The 20,390-nt window shown below is 72.1% G+C and carries 18 protein-coding genes and 2 pseudogenes; 14 read left to right on the top strand and 6 right to left on the bottom strand.

What is annotated here, in order from left to right:
- The first annotated feature begins 176 nt into the window (after nt 1–176).
- The gene (locus RV986_RS53400; protein ID WP_475924902.1) at nt 177–974 is read left to right on the top strand and encodes an SAM-dependent methyltransferase; all 798 of its coding nucleotides are present in this window, start codon (nt 177–179) and stop codon (nt 972–974) included.
- A gap of 203 nt (nt 975–1,177) precedes the next feature.
- Complete coding sequence (locus RV986_RS53405; RefSeq protein ID WP_475924928.1) at nt 1,178–1,717, top strand: LOG family protein; 540 nt, start codon at nt 1,178–1,180, stop codon at nt 1,715–1,717.
- A gap of 61 nt (nt 1,718–1,778) precedes the next feature.
- Here RV986_RS53405 and pdxR read toward each other — a convergent pair whose 3' ends face one another.
- Nucleotides 1,779–3,227 (bottom strand): MocR-like pyridoxine biosynthesis transcription factor PdxR, encoded by a 1,449-nt coding sequence (pdxR, locus tag RV986_RS53410; RefSeq protein ID WP_475924903.1) that lies wholly within the window; start codon nt 3,225–3,227, stop codon nt 1,779–1,781.
- Nucleotides 3,228–3,274: 47 nt separating this feature from the next.
- On the opposite strand from pdxR, the gene RV986_RS53415 reads away from it, so the two are divergent.
- The 4 genes from RV986_RS53415 (at nt 3,275) to RV986_RS53430 (ending at nt 6,545) form a co-directional block, all read left to right on the top strand.
- Nucleotides 3,275–3,775, top strand: a complete 501-nt coding sequence (locus RV986_RS53415; protein ID WP_475924904.1) for a carboxymuconolactone decarboxylase family protein — start codon at nt 3,275–3,277, stop codon at nt 3,773–3,775.
- A gap of 60 nt (nt 3,776–3,835) precedes the next feature.
- Nucleotides 3,836–4,648: an MIP/aquaporin family protein gene (locus RV986_RS53420; protein WP_475924905.1), complete on the top strand. Its 813-nt coding sequence runs from the start codon at nt 3,836–3,838 to the stop codon at nt 4,646–4,648.
- A 365-nt stretch (nt 4,649–5,013) separates the two neighbouring features.
- Nucleotides 5,014–5,523 carry a hypothetical protein gene (locus RV986_RS53425; protein ID WP_475924906.1) on the top strand — a complete coding sequence of 170 codons (510 nt, stop codon included), beginning with the start codon at nt 5,014–5,016 and terminating at the stop codon, nt 5,521–5,523.
- Between the two features lie 107 nt (nt 5,524–5,630).
- Nucleotides 5,631–6,545 carry an IS982 family transposase gene (locus tag RV986_RS53430; protein WP_475922630.1) on the top strand — a complete coding sequence of 305 codons (915 nt, stop codon included), beginning with the start codon at nt 5,631–5,633 and terminating at the stop codon, nt 6,543–6,545.
- 29 nt (nt 6,546–6,574) lie between these two features.
- Here the strand turns inward: RV986_RS53430 and RV986_RS53435 are convergent, their stop codons facing one another.
- Nucleotides 6,575–7,603, bottom strand: coding sequence for a DUF6745 domain-containing protein (locus RV986_RS53435; RefSeq protein WP_475924907.1), 1,029 nt, complete (start codon nt 7,601–7,603; stop codon nt 6,575–6,577).
- Nucleotides 7,604–7,652: 49 nt separating this feature from the next.
- Nucleotides 7,653–7,979: a hypothetical protein gene (locus RV986_RS53440; protein WP_475924929.1), complete on the bottom strand. Its 327-nt coding sequence runs from the start codon at nt 7,977–7,979 to the stop codon at nt 7,653–7,655.
- Nucleotides 7,980–8,217: 238 nt separating this feature from the next.
- On the opposite strand from RV986_RS53440, the gene RV986_RS53445 reads away from it, so the two are divergent.
- The 8 genes and pseudogenes from RV986_RS53445 to RV986_RS53480 all read left to right on the top strand — a co-directional run bounded on the left by RV986_RS53445 (nt 8,218) and on the right by RV986_RS53480 (nt 18,124).
- Entirely contained in the window at nt 8,218–9,198 is a 981-nt protein-coding gene (locus RV986_RS53445; RefSeq protein WP_475924908.1) for an STM4015 family protein, read from the top strand.
- Between the two features lie 37 nt (nt 9,199–9,235).
- A pseudogene (locus RV986_RS53450) lies at nt 9,236–10,455 on the top strand (STM4014 family protein).
- Nucleotides 10,452–11,258, top strand: coding sequence for an STM4013/SEN3800 family hydrolase (locus RV986_RS53455; RefSeq protein WP_475924930.1), 807 nt, complete (start codon nt 10,452–10,454; stop codon nt 11,256–11,258). The pseudogene RV986_RS53450 and the gene RV986_RS53455 overlap by 4 nt, the downstream one beginning before the upstream one ends.
- Entirely contained in the window at nt 11,255–12,610 is a 1,356-nt protein-coding gene (locus tag RV986_RS53460; RefSeq protein WP_475924909.1) for an STM4012 family radical SAM protein, read from the top strand. The genes RV986_RS53455 and RV986_RS53460 overlap by 4 nt, the downstream gene beginning before the upstream one ends.
- 10 nt (nt 12,611–12,620) lie before the next feature.
- A complete protein-coding gene (locus tag RV986_RS53465; protein ID WP_475924910.1) occupies nt 12,621–13,520 on the top strand; it encodes an STM4011 family radical SAM protein in 900 nt (299 codons plus the stop codon).
- A 51-nt stretch (nt 13,521–13,571) separates the two neighbouring features.
- The gene (locus RV986_RS53470) at nt 13,572–15,125 is read left to right on the top strand and encodes a purple acid phosphatase family protein (protein WP_475924911.1); all 1,554 of its coding nucleotides are present in this window, start codon (nt 13,572–13,574) and stop codon (nt 15,123–15,125) included.
- Nucleotides 15,126–15,227: 102 nt separating this feature from the next.
- Nucleotides 15,228–17,102: a LamG-like jellyroll fold domain-containing protein gene (locus RV986_RS53475; protein WP_475924912.1), complete on the top strand. Its 1,875-nt coding sequence runs from the start codon at nt 15,228–15,230 to the stop codon at nt 17,100–17,102.
- A gap of 113 nt (nt 17,103–17,215) precedes the next feature.
- Nucleotides 17,216–18,124 (top strand): NmrA family NAD(P)-binding protein, encoded by a 909-nt coding sequence (locus RV986_RS53480; protein WP_475924913.1) that lies wholly within the window; start codon nt 17,216–17,218, stop codon nt 18,122–18,124.
- Here the strand turns inward: RV986_RS53480 and RV986_RS53485 are convergent.
- From RV986_RS53485 to RV986_RS53495, 3 genes and pseudogenes are all read right to left on the bottom strand, one after another.
- Nucleotides 18,112–19,146 carry an aldo/keto reductase gene (locus tag RV986_RS53485; protein WP_475924914.1) on the bottom strand — a complete coding sequence of 345 codons (1,035 nt, stop codon included), beginning with the start codon at nt 19,144–19,146 and terminating at the stop codon, nt 18,112–18,114. The genes RV986_RS53480 and RV986_RS53485 overlap by 13 nt on opposite strands.
- A complete protein-coding gene (locus RV986_RS53490) occupies nt 19,143–19,901 on the bottom strand; it encodes an HAD family hydrolase (protein WP_475924915.1) in 759 nt (252 codons plus the stop codon). Before RV986_RS53490 ends, RV986_RS53485 begins: the two co-directional genes overlap by 4 nt.
- 78 nt (nt 19,902–19,979) lie before the next feature.
- A pseudogene (locus RV986_RS53495) lies at nt 19,980–20,390 on the bottom strand (3-oxoacyl-ACP synthase); the annotation flags it as partial.

Genomic DNA, 20,390 nt, shown 5'->3' on the forward strand with positions numbered 1-20,390 from the left:
CCGTGAACCCGGCACCGCTGACGGCCGGCGCCGGGGAACACCTCCGGGAGGCGGCCTCCGGCGGGTGGCCGGTGGGTGACCGGCAACTGCGTGCAGGTGCACGGCAGTTGATGTGGGAGGCTGTCGTCAGCCGCTCGCGGGCAAGGGTGCCGTGGGGGCGTCGAGAGGAGCGCGGTGTGAGGCAGGACGGCTTCCGTGCCGAGTGGATGGACACCAGCAGGCCGCACCCTGCGCGGATCTACGACTATCTGCTGGGCGGCAAGGACAACTACGAGGTGGACCAGCAGGCCGGCGACGAACTCGCCGCCGCGGCGCCCGAGGTGCGCATCGGCGTGCGGGCCAACCGCGCCTTCCTGCAGCGTGCCGTCCGCTACGTTGTCGGCAGCGGCGTCCGCCAGATCCTCGATGTCGGCACCGGGCTGCCCACTTCGCCGAACGTGCACGAGACCGCCCAGGAGGTGGCCCCGGACGTGCGCGCCGCGTACGTCGACAACGATCCGATCGTGAGGGCGCACGTCGACGCGCTGCTCGGCCGCTCCGACACCACCAGCATCGTGCTCGGTGACGTGCGCGATCCACTGGCCGTCGTGGATCACCCCGACGTCCGCCGGGTCATCGACTTCGACCAGCCGGTCGCCCTGCTCCTGGTCGCCGTCATCCACTTCCTCACCGACGCGGAGAAGCCCGATCAGGTCGTCGCCACCCTGCGCGACGCGCTGCCGGCCGGCAGCTTCCTGGTGCTCTCGCACGCCACGGGTGACTTCGCCGACCGCAGCGCGGCCCAGGCCGTCTACAACAAGGCCACCGCCACGCTGAACCTGCGGTCCCGCGCAGAGGTCGAGCGGTTCTTCGACGGCTTCGAACTGGTCGAGCCCGGTCTGGCCCAGGTCCCGTTCTGGCGTCCGGACACCCCGCCGTCGGCACGATCCGGCGAGATCGGCTTCTACGGGGGCGTGGCCCGCAAGACCGGCTGAACCGCCCTCGCCGGCCCGGGAGCTGCCGCGGCCGAGCGCGCTGTGGCCGACCCGCACGACGGCCCCGGCCCGAAGCCACCGGTGCGCGGGCTCCCGCCCACCGGCCGGCGCAATGGTCCCGTCCGCCACCCGGGAATTGGTCCATGCGGCCGGGATGTCCCGTACGTACGGTGGGGATCATGACGGCAGCAGCGCCCACCACGATGAAGATCTGTGTTTTCCTCTCCGCCGCAGACCTCGACGAGCGTTACACCCGGCCTGCCCGCGAGCTGGCGGAACTGCTCGGCAAGGGCGGTCACACCCTGGTGTGGGGCGGATCCGACACCGGGCTGATGAAGGTCGTCGCCGATGGGGTGCGGGAGACCGGAGGGCGGCTCGTGGGGATCTCGGTCACCTTTCTGCGGGAGTGGGCCAGGCAGGACGCCGACGAGATGGTGTTCGCCGAAGATCTCGCCGAACGGAAGGCCCTGCTGCTCGCCCGCGCGGACGCGGTGCTCGTGATGGCGGGCGGCCTGGGCACGCTGGACGAGGCGACCGAGATCCTGGAGCTGAGGAAGCACGGCCTGCACGACAAGCCGGTGGTGCTGCTGAACACGGCCGGTTTCTACGACGGCCTGACACTCCAGCTCCGCCGGATGGAGGAGGAGGGATTCCTGCCGGTGCCCCTGGAGGAGTTGTTCTTCCCCGCCGACACGGCCGCCGACGCCTTCGCCCACCTGGAGGAATCCGTCGGACTGCGGTGACCGGCCGCCCGGAGCGGCAGCCGGGCCACGGCGGCCCCGCCCACGGCATCAGCCCTGCGGGTCACTGCGTCTGGGGCAGCACCCTGCACAGGGTGTCCAGCGCACCCGTCCACGCACTGTCCGAGGGAGCCGCGTAGTTCACCACGAGCGCGTCCTGTCCGGGCGGCCGACGGCCGGACTCCGGCGCTTCGTGGCGGAACTCCGCGAGCCCGCTGACCGCGAGGTTCTGCCGCGCCGCCGCCCGGACGACCGAGCGCTCCGTGCCGTGCGGCAGTTCGAGGACCGCCTGCAGCCCGGCGGCCATGCCGGTCACGCGGACGCGAGGGGCCCGCTGGGCCAGGGCCGTGACCAGCTGGTCGCGACGGCGCCGGTAGTGCACCCGCATCGAGCGCACATGACGGTCGTACGCGCCGGACGTCAGGAACTCCGCGAGCGTCAGTTGTTCCAGCGCACTCGACATGTAGTCGCCGTACCCCTTGGCCGCAACGATCTCCGGGACCACTTCCTGCGGCAGGACCATCCAGCCGAGCCGCACCCCGGGCGCCAGTGACTTGCTCACCGAGCCGAAGTACACCACCCGGTCGGGGTCGAGGCCCTGCAGGGCGCCCACCGGCTGACGGTCGTACCTGAACTCCCCGTCGTAGTCGTCCTCCAGGATCAGCCCGCCGGTGCGCCGCGCCCACTCGACAGCCGCCGTGCGACGGTCCGGGCGCAGCGCGACCCCCGTCGGGTACTGGTGGGCGGGTGTCACCAGCAGCGCGCCGATGCCCTCCATCCGCGCCAAGTCGTCGGTGCACGCGCCGTGTTCGTCGACGTGGACGGGCGGGGTGCGCAGGCCGGCACCGGTCAGCAGGTCACGGTAGACGTCGAGTCCGTACGACTCGACGGCCACCGCCCGCACCTGCCGCGCCCCGAGCGCCTGTGCCATCAGCGCGAGCCCGTGGTGGAAACCGGAGCAGATGACGATCCGCTCCGGCTCGGCGTACACCCCGCGGGCCCGCGCCAGATAGTCCGCGAGGGCGGTGCGCAGCCGGACCTGGCCGAGGGCGTCGCCGTAGCCGAAGGCGTCGTGCGGTGCGGCGGTCAGGGCGCGGCGGGCCGCGGTGAGCCACTGCGTGCGGGGGAAGCTCGCGAGGTCCGGTGAACCCGGCCGCAGGCCGTACGCGGGACGTTTCCGGGCCGGCTGCGCGCGGGGGGCGGCGGGTGCGGCCCGGCGCGGCTCGGCCCGCTCGGCCACCCGGGTCCAGGATCCCTGCCGGGCGGTGAGCCAGCCCTCCGCGACGAGTTCGGCGTAGGAGTCGGTCACGGTGTTGCGGGAGACACCGAGATCGACGGCGAGCGAGCGGGACGGCGGCAGCCGGGTGCCGGGCGCCAGCCGTCCCGTGCGCACGGCGTCCCGCAGGGCGTTCGTGAGCCCGGCGCGCAGCCCGGGTCCGCGCAGTTCCAGATGGAGGTCGGTGCCGGGTTCGAAGGGCGGGCCGGTCCCCGAATTGGTCTGGGAATCTGTCACGGAAATGGACCCTACTTCAGTGCCACCGGATGCGTAGCGTTGCAGTCATGAACACGAACGAAGCACACGAAAACCCGGAACGTCTTCCCGAGCACACACCCCGTCTGGACTGGGCGAAACTCGCCCCGGAGGCATTCAAGGCCATGGTGCGCCTGGACACGGCGGCGAAGCAGGGAGTCGAGCCCGTCCTGCTGAACCTGGTCGAGATCCGCGCCTCCCAGATCAATCACTGTGCCTTCTGCCTGGACATGCACAGCAAGGACGCGCTGGCGGCGGGCGAGTCGGCGGAGCGGATCCTCCAGCTCGACGCCTGGCGGGAGTCGAGGCACTTCTACACGGCCAAGGAGATCGCGGCGATCGAGCTGACGGAGGCGGTCACCGTGCTCACGGACGGGTTCGTGCCGGACGAGGTGTACGCGCGGGCCGCGGCGGAGTTCGACGAGAGCGAGCTGGCCCGCCTCATCGTTGCGATCGCGACGATCAACACGTGGAACCGCTTCGGGGTGTCCACCCGCCTCGTCCCCGGTCACTACACACCCGCCGCCTGACCGTACGGCCCCGCGTCCGCAGCCGTACGCGACGGGGCCGGCGAACGCAAGGAGACCACGGTGAGTACCGTTTCCTCTCTCCCGCACCGGCTGTCCCCGGCCCGTGCCGCCGACGAGTTCGTGCTCGCCACCGTCCTGCTGTTCCTCGCGGTGACGGCCGTCCGGTGGCTGCGGGATCCGGGCTCCGCCCTCTACATCGCCGACCTGGACGCCGCGATCGCCGTCATCGGCGTCTTCAGCGGGGCTGTCCTCACCGCGCTGATCCTCACCCCGCCGGGCCGGCGCAGCGGGGGACACATGAATCCTGCCGTGACGGTCTCACTGTGGCTGATGGGCGCCTTCCCGGGGCGTGGTGTCCTGCCTTATGTGCTGGCCCAGCTCGCGGGTTCCGCGGCGGGGACGGCGCTGGCGCGTCTGGTGTGGGGACGTCCGGTCTCCCTCCCGTCGGTCGGCTACGCCGCGATCATGCCCGCACCCTCCTGGCGGCCCGCGTCCGTCTTCCTCGCCGAGGCGGGAAGCATGGCGGCCATCGTCCTCATCGTCGGGTTCCTCCTGGCCCGTGCCCGTTTTACGCACCTGCTGCCGTACGCCGTCGGACTGTCCGTCGCGCTGGTGATCGCCCTGCTCGGCACCCGCAGCGGAGGTTCGGTCAACCCCGCCCGCCAGCTGGGGCCCGCCGCGCTCGCCGGGCGGACCAAGGATCTGTGGATCTATCTGGTGGCGCCGGTTCTGGGAGCGGCGCTCGGCGCCTGGATCGGCCACCTCCTCGGCCGGCGGCCGGCCGGCGGCACGCGAGGTGCGGGGGACAGCGGGCGCCGGCTCGTCGCGTGCCGGAACGACCTGGCCGAGGCCGGCGGCGGCGCCCGCCGCTGACACCGCGGCACCCCTGCCGTTGCCGGCGACCCGCCGTCCGTGCCCCACTTCACACGGGACCGGCGCCAAGGAAGGAACAACCAGGGGTGGTTAGCCGTTCTATCTCATGTGGCTGCGGAGGGGACAGTGTCCCCGGGTCTCACCTACAGCCCATGGGGACGATCGTCCGGCTGAAGCCCCATGGAGCCTTCCGCCGCGAGGCGACCGCCCTCCGCACGCCACGGCATACGGCCCCGGCTGGTCTCCCCCGTCCAGCCGGGGCTTTCCCCTGTACAGGCCCCGTCCGACGGCGGTGGCCCGGGTATTAGCCTGGCGGTGCCGGGCTGGATCATCCCCGGGAACAGAACGAGAACGGAGCAGCCGACGTGAGGGACACGCAGGCCCGCACCCGGACGAAGGCCGCGGCACTGACCGCGGCGGCCGACCTGCCCGAACGGGTACGCCGGCACCGGCGTCACACGCTGGAGCTGCTCACCGTCTGCGCCGTCTGTCTCGTCCCGTGGACGGTCCTGCTGGCGCTGACCCTGCCGTCCGGGTACGAGGTCCACCAGTGGCGCGTGACATGGGTCGGATTCGACGTCCTGCTCATGGTCGCGATGGCGTCCACCGTGTTCTTCGGCTGGCGGCGGCACCGCGCTGTCATCGTGTCGGGGATCTCGACGGCGGTGCTGCTGATGTGCGACGCGTGGTTCGACGTGTCGCTCGCCTTCGGCACCTCGGAGGTGTGGCTGTCGGCGGTGCTCGCGGCGCTCGCCGAGCTGCCTCTGGCCGTCTACCTCATCCACCGTGTGATGGGGATGATCTCGCTGGCGCAGTGGCCGTCCGCCGGGACCGCCGCCGGCGCCGCCGAGCAGCCCGCCGGCCCGGACACCTGAGCGCCGGCCCGTGCGTGCCGGGTGCTCGCCGGGTGCCGCCGCCGTCTAGATGAATGAGTCCAAGGGATGGCCTGCGGACATGAGACGAGGGCGTCCAATGTCAGTGTGTGAAGACAGACCTGGACACCCTCGCAACGGCACTCTATGCCCGGATCGACGACGAGTTGAAGGCTTCGCCGTGGCTGGCCCCGTACCGGCCCGCCGTCGGGATCGCACCCACGCTCAGTGACGCCGAACTGGTCACGCTCGCGGTCACGTCGGCGCTGCTCGGTTACACATCCGAGCGGCGCTGGCTGCGCCGCGTCGGGCGGGATTTCGGCCACCTCTTCCCCTACGTGCCCCAGCAGTCCGGCTACAACAAGCGGCTGCGCGCCGCGTCCTCGCTGCTCACCAGCATGATCCGGATCCTGGCCCGGGACACCTCGCTGTGGAGCGACGACGTGTGGCTGGTCGACTCCACCCCGGTCGGCTGCGGATGCTCCCGCGAGACGGCCAGACGCTCGGACCTGGCGGGCTGGGCCCAGTACGGCTACTGCGCGTCGCACTCACGGTACTTCTGGGGGCTGCGGCTGCACCTGGTGTGCACGCTGGGCGGGCTGCCGATCCTGTTCGCCCTCACCGGCGCGAAGGCCGACGAGCGCGAGACACTGCGCGACATGCTCGACACCGCGCCCGATGTCGAAGCAGCCCGCCCCGGGCAGACGATCATCGGGGACAAGAACTACTACGGCCGCGAGTTCGAGTGCGATCTTGCCGAGCGTCACCTGGAGTTGCTGCGGCCGGCCCGCAAGGGGGAGGCCGAACGGGCCGGAGCACACCTGTTCAAGCCGCTGCGGCAGGTCATCGAGTCGATCAACCAGACCTTCAAGGGGCAGCTCGACCTGGAACGACACGGCGGCAAGAGCCCGGCGGGGGTGGCGGTCCGCGTTCTGTGCCGGATCCTCGCGCTCACAGCGGCGATCTGGCACAACGACAAAACCGGACAGCCGATCAAGCGGTCACTGACCGCCTACGATCACTGACCGCAACGACACCCCTTGGACTCATTCATCTAGGTCTGCCGCAACGGCTCGTACACGTCCGCGCCGACGCCGAACGTCCAGGCCACCGCCTCACGGGCCGTACGGGTCGTCGGCGGTACCCGCAGCCAGTACGTGCGGCTCGTGCCGTCCGGTTCCGGTGTGGAGTTGACGACCTCGACCATCACCACGTCCTCGTCACCGACGAGTTCGACCCGCCACAGCACCCCCGTCTCGTCACGGTGGACGGGTTGCGCGCCGGACTCCTCCAGATACCGGCCGTAGCCGTAGTACTCCAGCATCACGCGGCGCAGTTCGGCGTTCTCCTCGCCGCGGATCCGTTCCGGGGTCAGCGTGGTGAGCTCGTCCAGGAACGCTCGCGGAACGGGCATTCCCCGCCAGGCGTACAGCTCGAACCCGTCGGCGTAGCCGAGCGCCGGGCCCTCGCCCCGGTCCAGGCGTCCGGCTTCGTCGCGGTGCAGGGTCAGGGGGCGTTCGCTGATGACGGCCACGTTCTCGTAGGGCCACCACCAGCCCGCGTGGTGCGCCACGGCGGCCAGACCGCTCAGGGGGCTGTCGTCCCCGGGCTCGAACGCGCACAGCCACGCCGCGTCGTGCTGTCCCAGCGCGGCGTCCAGGAGCAGCAGGCGGACCTGTGTCTCCTCCCGCCGGTCGGCGGCGAGTTCCTCGACGACCGCCGCCCGTACCCGGTCGACCAGGGTGCGGGTCGACTCCCACAGGCCCGCTCCCGTGGCACGCCAGTGCCCGCTCCACCCCTCCGGGCCCAGCTGTCCGTGCAGCCGGTGCCGTTCGGCGGCCCAGGGCGCGCCCAGCACGGTGTCGCGGACACCGGCGCCCAGGGTGCCCAGTGCCGTGCCGTCCGGGTGTGTCGCCGTCATGAGGGTCCGTACCGCCTCACGGGGTGAGCGCACCCACACGATGCGGTCGGGGCCGGCCAGGCCGGCACGCCGGTAGGCGAGCCGGACACCTTCCTCGGCCGCCGCCCGGTCCCCCGGCCCCGTCGCCGCTGCCGCCGCCCGCCAACTGTCCTGGTGCATCAATGCCGTTCCTCTCCCACGTCTCCCACGTCCTGTGCCGGGCCCCGTCGCGTCAGTCGGCGACGACGCGCACCGAACCCGGCACGTACTCGCGCTGCCGGATCACCCGGTACCAGCCCTTCGGGAGCGGGATCGCCGCGTGCTCCTCGTGCACGACGCGCGCTCCTTCGGGCACGTGCAGCAGCATCGGCCCGAACACGCCGCCCTCGCGGATCAGCCGTCCCGGACCGGCCACCGCATGGGCGTGGCCGGTGACTTCGCCGAGCGCCAGGACGAGCCTGCCGCGGCCGTCGCGCGGTTCGGACGCCGCGTCGAGGGCGTGCTCCGGCACCGCGCTCGCGGCCAGTGCCACGATCAGAACGTCTCCCTGCCGGTACATGGCTCTCCCCTCTTGATGCGGCACACGGTGTGCCATGGCAAGGACCGTAGGGGCGGGCACTGACAATCGGTCCTCCGGGCCGTGTGGGGCGCGCTGCCCCCGGCCGTGCGGAAGTACCCCTGGTCACTGGGTTGTCAGTGGGGCTTGGTAGAACTCCGTTGCCTGGATGTGGTCGGCGCGCCAGGCTCAGGACCACGACAGCCGAACCACCGGCCTCAGCACGAAGGAGCGGGCGCGCATGACCATCGGTAGCCATCTCGGGGAATTCCACGGCTTGCCGTCCTTCACCTTTCCGGATGCCGGCGACGCACCGGCCGACGCGTCGTTTCTTCCCGCGCCCGAGTCCGTGGCCTGGCGTATCGCGGTGGACTCCTACGAGGCCCAGGAGCAGTGGGAGGAGGCCTTCGCCCGTTTCCTCCGGGCCGTCGACACCAGGCGGGTGCGCGCCCTGATCGTCGGCGCGTGGAGCGATGTGTACGACAGCGCCCCCGACAAGGTGATCGAGGCGCTGGTGGCGGCCCGCGACCGGCTGCCCGCCCTGCGTGGCCTGTTCCTGGCGGACATCGTGATGGAGGAGTGCGAGATCTCCTGGATCGTCCAGGGCGACGTCGCTCCGCTCCTGGAAGCCTTCCCGGATCTGGAGGAGTTCGCGGTCCGCGGCGGCAATCAGCTGGCCTTCCCCTCCGTACGTCATGAGCGGCTGCGCAAGCTGACCGTCGAGAGCGGCGGGATGCCCGCCGAGGCGGTGCGCGGCATAGCCGGCAGCGACCTGCCCGCCCTGGCCGACCTCGACCTGTGGCTGGGCACGTCCGAGTACGGGGGCGATGCCGAGGTGGCCGACCTCGAACCCTTCTTCGCGGGCACCCGGCTGCCCCGTCTCACCCGTCTCGCCCTGCGCAACAGCGAGATCCAGGACGCCATCTGCGCGGCACTGGCCTCCGCCCCGGTGGTGGCGCGCCTGGAGGTGCTCGACGTCTCCATGGGGGTGCTCACCGACGACGGTGCGACGGCTCTGCTGACCGGTCAGCCGCTGACGCACCTCAAGAAGCTCGACCTGCACCACAACTACCTCGGCGAGGCCCTGCGCACACGGCTGCTGGAGACGCTGGAGCCCGCCGGTGTGGAGGTCGACGCGGACGCCGGCAGCGCCGAGGAGGACGAGGACGACACCGACGAGGAGGACGGCACGGTCTGGCGTTTCGTCGCGGTGGGTGAGTAGCGCGGTCCGCGGTCAGGACGGGGAGAGGGGGAGCGGCATGCGCCGTGCGGATCCGGCGGACACCCCGCCGAGGTGGGCGGTCGTCGCCAACGGGGACAACCGCCGGGTGAGCCTGTTCGCCGCGGCCGCCGCGGCGGCCGCCACGGCACGCCCCGGGTCGTCGAGTGGCGTGACGTGCTGCGCGAGGGCGGACACGACTTCGCCGGTGACGAGATCGTCCGCCTCGACTCCCCCGGGGAGAGCGCCGAGGTGGACGTCCTGCTGCGCGGTGTGGACGATCCGACGCGGGTGGAGGGTTCCGCGCGCTGGTACGCGCGGTTCCTGGAGTGCGTGGCCTCGCTGCGCGGAGGCCGGCGGCTCGACGATCCGGCGGACCTGGCGGTGATGTTCGACAAACGGCTGTGCCACGAGCGGCTCGCCCGTGCGGGCGTTCTGGTGCCGCCGTCCCCCACTTCCGGCGGCGTCCCGCCGGTCCGGGACTGGGCGGATGTACGGGCCCTCATGGACGGGGCGGGCATGCGGCGCGTCTTCGTCAAGCTCGCCCACGGCTCCTCCGCCTCCGGTGTGCTGGCGATCGAGGCGACCGCTTCGGGCCGGATTCGCGCGACCACGTCGGTGGAGCGGACCGGGGACGGCCGGCTGTACAACTCCCTGCGTGTGCGCCGCTACACCGGGGAGAGGGAGATCGCCGCGATCGTCGACGCGCTCGCCCCCGACGGGCTGCACATCGAGCGGTGGCTGCCGAAGGCCTCGCTGGGCAACCGGTCGGCGGACCTGCGCATCGTGGTCACTGGCGGCCGGGCCACCCACGCCGTGGTCCGTACGAGCCGTTTTCCGCTGACCAATCTGCATCTCGGCGGGACGCGCGGCGATCTGACGGCCGTACGGGCGCTGGCCGGTGACCGGTGGGCCGAGGCCCTCGCGACCAGCGAGCGGGCCGCGGCCTGTTTTCCCGGCACCCTGTGCGTCGGTGTCGATCTGCTGCCGGCCATCGGCTGGCGCCGCTTCGCCGTCGGGGAGGTCAACGCGTTCGGCGATCTGCTTCCCCGTCTGACCGGCCTTCCGGGCAGGGGCGCGGAGGGCCGGGACACCTACGCGGCGCACCTACGCGGCGCAGGTCGCCGCGGCCGGGTCCTTCTCCCCCGGTCTCCTGCCCCGGGCAGGCGTACCGGCCGGGCTGCCACGGCCGCCCGCAGCACCGCACGATCTGCCAAGGACAGCCCATGCCCCAGCCTGAGCCCGGCACGCCGGACATGAACGAGGTGGTGGGCCGTGACGACCTGCTGCTGCTCACCCTGGACACCCTCCGCCACGACGTGGCGGCCGAACTGGCGGCAGCCGGCCGGCTGCCCCATCTGAGCGCGCATCTCCCGGGTGGCACCTGGGAGAAGCGGCACGCCCCGGGGAGCTTCACCTACGCCTCCCACCAGGCGATGTTCGCGGGCTTCCTGCCCACGCCGGCCGCGCCCGGACCGCATCCGCGGCTGTTCGCGGCCGAGTTCGCGGGCAGCGAGACGACGGCGGACGGCACGTTCGTCTTCGACACCCCCGATCTCGTGTCCGCGCTGGCCGCGCGCGGCTACCGCACGGTGTGCATCGGCGGCGTCGGTTTCTTCAACAAGCGGGGCGCTCTGGGCGGCGTACTGCCCGGGCTGTTCCAGGAGAGCCACTGGGAGCCGGAGTTCTCGGTGGCCTCCCCGACCTCCTTCGAGGCGCAGGTGGCACGCGCGGAGAAGACGGTGTCCGAACTGCCGCCGGAGCAGAGGCTGTTCCTCTTCCTCAACGCCTCCGCGCTGCACCAGCCGAACTGGTTCCACCTGCCCGGCGCGACCCGTGCGGCGGGCGACAGCCGGCTCACCCACGCCGCTGCGCTGGAGTACATCGACCGGCACGTCGGGCGGCTGTTCTCCGCGATGAGTTCGCGCCGCCGCTGCTTCGCCATCGTCTGCTCCGACCACGGCACCGCCTACGGCGACGACGGCTACACCGGCCACCGCCTCGGCCACGAATCCGTGTGGACCGTGCCCTACAGCCACTTCTTCCTGGAGCCGTCCGCATGACCCCCACCCCTGCGGCCGCCGCCGTCCGCCTGCCGCGCCCCTACCAGAGCTACACGTACGCCTACCCGCACAAGACCGCCTACCGGCCGCTCGACCCCCGGCCGCGGCTCGCGGAGGTGTGGGCCGGCCAGTCCCGGCAGTCGCTCTCGCTGTACCTGCACATCCCGTTCTGCGAGGTCCGCTGCGGCTTCTGCAACCTGTTCACCCGCATCGGCGCGCCCGAGGGCCTGACCGGCCGCTATCTGGACGCCCTGCGGCGCCAGGCCGCCGCCGTCCGTGCGGCCCTGGGCGATGCGCAGCCCCCGCGGTTCGCGAACGCCGCGTTCGGCGGCGGCACTCCGACCTTTCTGGAGGCCGCCGAGCTGGAGCGGCTGTGCGACATCGCCGAGCGGGAGATGGGGGTGGACCTGCGGGCCGTCCCCCTGTCCGTGGAGGCCTCGCCCGCCACGGCCACCGCCGACCGGCTGGCCGTGCTCGTCGAGCGGGGCACCACCCGCCTCAGCCTGGGCGTGCAGAGCTTCGTCGAGGCGGAGGCACGGGCCGCCGTGCGCCCGCAGCGCAGGTCCGACGTCGAGGCGGCGCTGGGACGCATCCGCGAGGCCGCCGTCCCCGTCCTGAACATCGACCTGATCTACGGCATCGACGGCCAGAGCGCGGCCAGTTGGCGCTACTCCCTCGACGCGGCCCTGGCCTGGCACCCCGAGGAGATCTACCTCTATCCCCTCTACATCCGCCCCCTCACCGGCCTCGGACGCCACGCCGACGCGCGGGCGGCCGGCCGGGACTGGGACGAACAGCGTCTGCGCCGCTACCGGGAGGGCCGTGACCATCTCCTCTCGCACGGCTACGAGCAGGTGTCGATGCGCATGTTCCGGCGCTCGGACGCGCCGCCGCAGGGACCGGACGACCACGCCTGCCAGACCGACGGCATGATCGGCCTGGGGTGCGGCGCCCGCTCGTACACCTCCGGGCTGCACTACTCCTTCGACTACGCCGTGTCGATGCCGCAGATCCGCGGCATCATCGACACCTACACCGCCACCGAGGACTTCTCGCGCGCCCTGCACGGAAGGCGGGTCGACGAGGACGAGGCACGGCGCCGGCATCTGCTGCAGTCCCTGCTGCAGGCCGAGGGCCTGCCCGTCGCCGACTACCGTCTGCGGTTCGGCCGCGATCCGCACGACGACTTCCCCGCGCAGCTGGCGGCCCTCACCGCCCGCGGCTGGCTCGACGGCGGCCTGCCGGAGCGGCTGCGCCTGTCCGCCGAGGGACTCGCCCACTCGGACGCCATCGGCCCCGAGTTCTTCTCACCGGCCGTACGCGAGGCCATGGCCGCCTACGAGACGAAGTGAGGGGGAAACTGTGGACCTGACGCTCCTGTACCGCGGTCCCCTGTCCTCCTGCGACTACGACTGCCCCTACTGCCCGTTCGCGAAGCGGCGGGATGCCCCGGCGCAGCTGCGCGCCGACCGCGCGGCGCTGGAGCGGTTCACCGCGTGGGCGGGCGGGCAGGAGCAGGACCGGCTGGCGGTGCTGTTCACCCCCTGGGGCGAGGGGCTGGTGCGTTCCTGGTACCGCCGCGTCCTCGTGGAGCTCTCGCACCGGCCGCAGGTGCGGCGTGTCGCCATCCAGACCAATCTGAGCTGCCGTACCGACTGGCTGGCGGACGCGGACCCCGCCACCGTCGCCCTGTGGTGCACCTACCACCCCGGGCAGACGCCCTACGAACGGTTCCTGGCCAAGACGCACGCCCTGTCCGCCCTCGGTATCCGCTTCAGCGTCGGAATCGTCGGCGCGGCGGACCATCTGGAGCACGCGCGGCGGCTGCGCGCGGACCTGCCGGAGCACGTCTATCTGTGGGTGAACGCCGCCGAGGGACACACCTACACGGACGAGCGGGCCGCCGAGTGGACCGCGCTGGACCCGCTGTTCCCGTTCAGCCGGCACCCGCACCGCTCGGCGGGCATGCCGTGCCGCACCGGCGAATCGGTCCTCTCGGTGGACGGTGCGGGCGCGGTCCGCCGCTGCCACTTCGTCCGCACCGAGCTGGGCAATCTCTACGACGGCTCCTACCGTGCCGCGCTCGGCCCGCGGACCTGCCCCCGCCAGGTGTGCGACTGCCACATCGGATACGTACACCTGGAGACCCTGCCGCTGTACGACGTGTTCGCGGGCGGCGTCCTGGAGCGCGTTCCGCGGGCTCTGCCTCCGCGTCCGCTCCTGCCCGTGGTGCCTGCCGCCTGCGCGGCGGGTTCCGGCTGACGGTCACCCGGCCCGCGCCGTCGCTTCAGACCGGCGCCGTCGGCCGCACCGTTGCCGTTCACCGCCGGCGGGCACGTCACGGGCATGTATTGCTGTCTCCCCGCTCTTCCCCCGGCCTTCGCGTCCCTCTCCGCTCCGGGCGAGGTGCTGCGATCCGCCGCGGCCCTCGCTCCGTCCCTGTTCCGGTCCCTGCGCCCGGCCGGTGTCCGTCGCCGTGCGGCGGACAGGCGCCCGCCCGCCGGCCCCGACGCCGTGTCCGCCGTCCATCTGGAACTGGTCACCCTCACCGAGGACCGGGCCGTCGTCACCTGGTACACCGGCGTCCCCGGCAGCGACGACGGCTTCGGCCGGATGCTGCCCGCCGTGACCGAGGGCGAAGTCGTCTACGGCACCCATCCCGCACGGCTGAACCGCACCGCCGCCGAGGGTGAGCGCACCGCCCACCACTATGTGGAGCTGACCGGGCTGGAACCCGGTCAGACGTACTACTACCGGGCCCGCTCGCGGGGTTCGGCGGCCGTGCCCACGCCCCTGCAGCTCGTGCGGGGCAACGCGGTGGGAACCTCCCTCCACGGGTTCGGTTCGCGCGGCCCGTACTCCTTCACCACGCCCCATCCCCCGCCGGGCCGCCACCTGTTGTCGATCGCGCTCTGCAACGACCTGCACCTCGGCGAGACCACCGCCGGACTGGTGGCCGGGGTTCCGCTGCTGCGCGGCGTCTCGCAACGGCTCGGCCACGCCCCGTACCCAGAGATCATGGGCAGGGCCCTGGTCGAGGAGGCGCACCGGCGCGGCGCCCACCATCTGCTGGCCGCGGGGGACATATCGGCCGGTGGCGCGCCGTGGGATCTCAGGGAGGCCAAGCGGATCCTGGACGGGTTCGGCACCCAGGGGCAGGACTACTTCGTCGTCCGCGGAAACCACGACCGGCCCCGCACCGGCCCCGGCGGGTGGGGCGACAGCTTCCGGGACGGATTCGTCGGCGCCGACGGGCCCGGGTACTTCGCGCGTGATCTCGGCGGACTGCGGATCGTCGGGCTGGACACCTACGAGAAGAGCGGCAACGGCGGCGATCCGGGCGGCCTGTCGGGAGAGCAACTGTCCTGGTTCCAGGCCCGGTTGAGGCAGGACAGGGACCAGCCCACCGTGGTCTTCGGACATCACCCGCTGACCGTTCGTCATTCTCCGTTCCCCGTGACGAGCGGGCAGCGCCTCGATCGCCGGCAGGCCCGCGCCATCCTCGACGCGTACGCCGCCGCCCCCGGCGTCTTCCTCCACCACGCGGGCCACACCCACCGCAACAAGCGCACGGTCCTGCCGCAGGCGCGGCACGTGACCCTGCAGGAGGTCGGTGCGGTGAAGGACTACCCCGGCGGCTTCTGCCTGCTGCGGATCCACACGGGCGGCTACGCCCTCAACTACTACAAGACCAGCAGTGGGCCGGCCCGGGAATGGAGCCAACGCAGCAGACGCGTGGCCGCGGGCCTGTGGCCGCAGTACGCCCTCGGCCGGTCGGTCCGCGACCGCAACAGCGTCGCCCCGCACGACTTCTCCGGCGTCACCGCGCCCGCGGCGGCCCCCGCCCCCCGGAGCCGGTACCGGTAAACGTGCGGCTACCGGTGGCGGGCGTTCAGCTGCCCGCCACCGCCCGGACAGAGCGGGTGCGCAGCGTACGGCGTGATCGAGCGTCCTACGTCTGGAGTGTTCATGAGCGCAGCCGAACGCCAAAGTCCTCTGCACAGACGCGCGTTGCTGCGTGCCGCAGTCGCCGTACCGGTGACCGCGGCGGCGGTGCCGGCCCTCGGGGCGACGCCGGCGCAGGCCTTGGAAGCGGCCCACGGCGGCCGGTTCGATCCCGAGAGCCCGCGCTTCACGCTGGCCGTCCTCCCCGACACGCAGTACCTCTTCGACGCCGACAGCTCCGATCCCGCCCCGCTGCGGGAGACCTTCCGCCATCTCGCGACCGAGCGGGCGGAGGCGAACATCGCCTTCATGACGCACCTCGGCGATGTCACCGAACACGGCACCGAGGACGAGATCGCACTCGCCGCCGACACCTTCAGAACCATCCACGGCAAGGTGCCCTACAGCGTCCTGGCGGGCAACCACGACATCAGTTCCGCCACGGACGACCAGCGCGGCGACTCCGCCTACCTCGCGGCGTTCGGGCCCACCCGCTACGCCTCCATGCCGACCTTCCGCGGCGCCTCGCCCGACGGCTACAACAGTTACCACGTGCTGCGCGCCGCGGGCCGTGAATGGCTCGTGCTCGCCCTCGACTGGCGGGTGTCGGACAAGGGACTGCGCTGGGCGCAGGGCGTCCTCGACGCGCATCCCACCCTGCCCGCCGTCCTCACCACCCACGATGTCGCCTGGTCGGACGACGAGGGCCGGGCCCATCTGTCGGACAACGGCAAACGCCTGTGGGACGGCCTCGTCCGCGGCAACGACCAGATCTTCCTGGCTCTGGGCGGTCACTACTGGCCGCCGGGACGCACGGTCCTGTCCAACGACGCCGACAACGATGTCCACGTCCACATCACCAACTACCAGGACCGCTACTACGGCGGCGCCGCGATGATCCGCACCTACCGGTTCGACCTGGCCCGCGGTGTCATCGACGTCGAGACCTTCTCGCCGTGGTTCCTCAGCCGCGACCCCGACAAGCGCACCCCCCTGGAGGCCGAGACCGTTGAGCTGACGGGCCCCGTCGACCGGTTCAGCCTGAGCGTCGACTTCGGCGAGCGCTTCGCGGGCTTCGCCCCGGCCGTGCCGCCGAAGCCGCGTCCCGCCTCCGCCGTGATGCCGCGCGGCACGGTCGCGTACTGGCGCTTCGACGCCTCCGGCACGCCCGCGGCCCGGGCCGAGGGCTCGCCCGTCGTGGACGGCACGCTCGTACGGGACCTCACCGGCAACGGCAACGACCTGACCGTGACCCGTCTGCACTCCGAGGGGCCCGACGCGCTCACCTGGTCCGCCGACCACCACCCCGGCCAGCCCGCGCACGCCAGCCTGCGTTTCGACGGCGGCAAGGACCCGGACCGCGCGGCCGTCCTGACGACCGCTGCCCAGGCCGCCCTGAACAGCGCGAAGTTCACCCACGGCTACACCATCGAGACGTTCCTGCGGCTGCCCGAGCCCTTCGAGGGCAACCACGACTGGATGGGCATCCTCAGCTGGGAGGGGCGCAACGGCGACGCGGGCAAGACCACGGGCTGGTCCCCGCTGGAGCCCACCTGCAGCCTCAACCTCTCCCCCGAGAGGTTCCTGCAGTTCGTCGTCTATCCGCAGCGGCAGGACGCCGACCCCACCTCGTGGAGCCACGCCGTGCCGGTGGGCCGCTGGATGCACATCGCCGTCGTCAACGACGGCCACCGCACCGTGATGTACGTGGACGGCTCGAAGATCGCCCGCAATCCCTCGCAGCCGTCGACCGGCATCGCCACGCTCGGCAAGCCCTTCGTCATCGGCGCCACCCAGTTCGACGAACGCTTCGGGCAGGGCTTCTACGGGTGGATCGGCGACACCCGCATCGTGAGCCGGGCGCTGCCGGTACGGGAGTTCCTCGCCCCCTTCGAGTGAGGCGCCCCGGCAGGGCTTCCCCCGCGAGGACGCACATGTGATCGCACCACCACCCAAACCCCGCGATACTCGAACAATCAGAAGGAGACGGACACTCGGAAGGAGACCGGCCGATGACTGCCGACAACCTTGTTCTCGTCCCCGGCGCCACCGGCGACGTGGGCCGCACCGTCCTCGACCTCCTGCGCGCGCAGGACGTGCCGGTGCGTGCGATGGTCCGTCGTGACGACGACCGTGCGGCCGGGCTGCGTGCGCTCGGTGCGGAGGTGGTCGTCGGTGATCTGACCCGGCCCGAGAGTGTCGCGGCCGCGCTGGAGGGTGTCGGGCGGATGTACTTCGCGATGCCCGTGTCGCCGGACCATCTGCTGGCGGCCGCCGTGGTGGCCACCGTGGCGCGCGAGTACGGGAGGCTGGACGGCCTGGTCGGGATGTCGCAGATGACGGTGTCGCAGATGACCGCCACCAGTACCGGGGAGTCGCACCAGCAGCGGCTGCACTGGCTGGCGGAGCAGGTCCTGAACTGGTCCGGCCTGCCGGTCGTACACATCCGGCCGACGTCGTTCCTGGACAATCCGCTGTTCACCACGCTGGCGGCGCGGTCGATCCGGGAGAACGGCACCATCGCCCTGCCGTTCGGCAGCGGGCGTACGTCGCCGGTCGCCGTGGACGACGTCGCCCGGGTGGTCGCCACCGTGCTGCGCGACCCGGCGCCGCATGTCGGGAACGTCTACGAGCTGACCGGGCCCCGCACCGTCGACATGACGGAGATGGCCGAGGAGTTCTCACGGGCGCTGGGGCGTCCGGTGTCCTACACGGACGTACCGCTGGACCGGTGGCGCTCCGAGGTCCTCGCGAAGGCGGGCCTGCCGCCGCACGTCGAGGAGCACATCGCCACCATGGCCCGGCTCCACCGAGAGAACCGCTACGACCGCGCGTCCCACGACGTCGAACGCGTCACGGGCGTACCTGCTCAGACGATCGAGGCATTCGTGGCCGCCCGCAAAGACTTCTACCTGGGCTGAACCGGAGCCGCTCCGGGCCGGGGGGCGAACGTCAGTCCGATGTGGCGGGAGCCGCAGACCCGGGCGGCCATGTCCTCCAGCTCCGCGAGTTCCCCGGCGTCGAGATCGATGGCCGTGGCGGCGACGTTCTCCTCCAGCCGGGCGGCGCTGCGCGTTCCCGGGATGGGGACGAGAGAGACGCCGTGGACGGCGGACCGCCGGTGGAGCCAGGCCAGGGCGATCTGAGCCGCCGTCGCTCCCCTGGCCGCGGCGATCCGGTGGACCGGAGCGAGCAGCTCGGTGTTGCGCCCGGCGTTCTCCCCCGTGAAACGCGGCACCCCCCGCCGGAAGTCGTCGGGGGCGAGCTGGTCCGCGCTGGTGAACCTGCCGGCGAGGAAGCCCCGGCCGAGCGGCGAGTAGGCCACGAACGTCACGCCCAGCTCTGCCGCCACCTCGACGACGTCGGCCTCCACCTCGCGGGAGAACAGGGACCACTCCGACTGCACGGCCGCGATCGGGTGTGTCCGGTGGGCCTCGCGCAGTTGTGCGCCGGTGACCTCGGACAGACCGAGATGGCGGATCTTGCCCTGCTCGACCAGCCCGGCCATCTCGCCGACGGTTTCCCCCACCGGCCTCCCGGGGTCGAGCCGGTGGGCGTAGTAGAGGTCGATGGTGTCGACGCCGAGCCGCCGCAGGCTGGCGTCGACCGCGCTGCGCAGGTGGGCGGGGGAATTGTCGATCCCCCGGTAGTGGGGGTCGTCGGCCTTGCGTACCAGGCCGAACTTGGTGGAGACCAGCACCCGGTCGCGGTGCGCCCGCAGGAACGGGGCGAGCATCTCCTCGTTGTGCCCGTGCCCGTAGCTGTCGGCGGTGTCGAAGAGGGTCACCCCCAGTTCCAGCGCCCGTTCCAGGGTTCTCAGGGATTCCTGCCGGTCGCTGGGGCCGTAGAACTCGCTCATTCCCATGCAGCCGAGGCCCTGTACCGCGACCGGCGGACCCGCTGCGCCCAGCGGGGTGGTGGGCAGCACGCCGGGCGGGGTCATCCGGCCGCTGCTCCGGCCCGCTCGGCCGGCGGACGGGTGTCCGGGGCCGCCCAGTGGGTACCGGCGGCCAGTTCCTCGTCCACCTGTCGCAGGAGTCCGGCGTCGATCTTCCGGATGTCGTCGACCAGGTGCCGTACGCCGGTGGCCTCCATCTCCGCGCGCTGGAAGTTGTGGGGCAGGTCCGCCGGCACGCCGATGAATCCGGCGCCCAGGCGCTGGGTGACCTCGGCCACGCGGTTGATGTCGTCGACGAAGAGGACCTCGTCGAACGCGTAGCCGAAGACGTCCCGGACGATCTCCTTGGTGCCGGGCCGGAAGTCGTTGACGTCGACGTAGGGGATCTCGGCGTCGAAGTATCCGGCGAGGTGGCCGAGGAACCGGTCGAAGGTGTACTCGCGGTTGCGGCCTCCGTAGCAGACGACGCGTACGCCGGCGTCCCGCAGGGTGGCCAGGAGTTCGTCGGCGCCCTCCGTCACCTGGATCGGGTTCTCCTTCAGGTAGTCCTCGCGCTCCTCGAAGAAGGCGTCGATGGTTTCCTTCGCCGACCAGGGCAGCTTGCAGGCAAGGGCCATGTTCTGGCCGGCCGCGAGCTGGGGGGAGCCCCAGACGCCGCGTTCGACGGCCGCGGTGTACTCGCCGCCGTGCCGAGTGACGAAACGTTCGATGACCGGGCTGTAGGTGTCGTTGAGCAGGACGCCGTCGCTGTCCAGCGCGACCAGACGGATCTTCTGCAGCTTCTTCTGCGACTTCTTCATCGGCGTCTCCTGGGACGGTCTGGGAGGGAGGGAGGCAGGTGGGTGGGTGGGTGGGTGGGTGGGTAGGGGTCGGCTGGTTCAGGCAGCGGTCAGCACGAGTGCCGCGTTGTGGCCGCCGAAGCCCAGCGAGGTGCTCACGGCGACGTCGACCGCGGCATGGCGCGGCGCGCCGCTGACCACGTCGATGTCCACCTGGGGGTCGAGCCGGGTCAGGTTGCCCGTCGGCGGGACGCTGTGCCGCTCTATGGCGAGTGCGGTGTACGCGGCCTCGATGGCGCCCGCCGCCGCCAGCGTGTGACCGGTGACGCCCTTCGTCGAGGTCACCAGCGGGCGGTCGCCCAGCACCCGGTGCAGCACGCGCCCCTCGGTGACGTCGTTGAGCACAGTGGCGGTGCCGTGCGCGTTGACGTGGTCCACGTCCGAGGCGCCGAGCCCCGCGTCGGCCAGCGCGGCGCGCAGCGCGCGTTCGATGCCGTGCCCGCCGGGCTC

It is taken from the genome of Streptomyces sp. RLA012 (assembly GCF_056270325.1).